We start from the raw sequence: 782 nt of genomic DNA, 5'->3' as shown, positions 1-782 counted from the left end.
AATCATGACCACCCGTCAAACGGGTGGTTTGCTCGCCCCTATAAGGGGACAGTTACCGGCCAGCGCCTAAAGACGCTGGCTTTCACTCTGTTCAAGCCACTATGCCCTTGACTCGTCGCCCCCCTTTAAAGGGCGTTTGTAATACCGGCTACCCCTTAAAGGGGTCCTCATATTCCTTTACACTCAGTTTATCCATTGCTATATCATACTTCTCCTGTTCCTGAATGTACTTCCTAACTGTTGCCTCATTTAGACCTACTGTACTGACATAATAACCTTCTGCCCAGAAGTGACGATTTCCGTATTTATACTTTAGATTTGCGTGCTTATCAAATATCATCAGCGCACTTTTTCCCTTTAAGTATCCCATAAAGCTGGATATACTGTATTTCGGTGGAATACTTACCAGCATATGAATATGATCTGGCATTAAGTGACCCTCCAGTATTTCCACTCCTTTATATCCGCATAACGTTTTTAATATATCTCGTATGCTTTCTTTATATTGATTATAAATCATTTTTCGTCTATACTTAGGAGTGAACACAATGTGGTATTTGCACATCCACTTTGTATGTGCCATATCATGTTTCTTGTGTGCCATTAAAATCACCTTTCCTTTCTTAGATAGTAGCTTGAACAACTCTATTCTATCGGAAAGGTGATTTTTGTGCTATAAGCACTTGCTACACCACCCGCAAAGCAGGTGGTTTCCTGTTTCAGGCATTATCATTTTTCGGAACACGAAAAACTCCAATGCCTTCAACTGGCTAAAGCCAGAA

General features: G+C 41.0%; 1 protein-coding gene. It reads right to left on the bottom strand.

Translation table 11 applies throughout. The features are described 5' to 3' along the window. Positions 1-148 precede the first annotated feature (148 nt). The gene (gene tnpA, locus CLOSYM_RS17545) at positions 149-604 is read right to left on the bottom strand and encodes an IS200/IS605 family transposase (protein WP_009296449.1); all 456 of its coding nucleotides are present in this window, start codon (positions 602-604) and stop codon (positions 149-151) included. Positions 605-782 lie beyond the last annotated feature (178 nt).

The sequence above is a fragment of the [Clostridium] symbiosum ATCC 14940 genome (assembly GCF_000466485.1).
Taxonomy (GTDB): domain Bacteria; phylum Bacillota; class Clostridia; order Lachnospirales; family Lachnospiraceae; genus Otoolea; species Otoolea symbiosa.
Note: the sequence above shows the minus strand (reverse complement) of the source record. Positions and strands in the feature narration are given on the sequence as shown.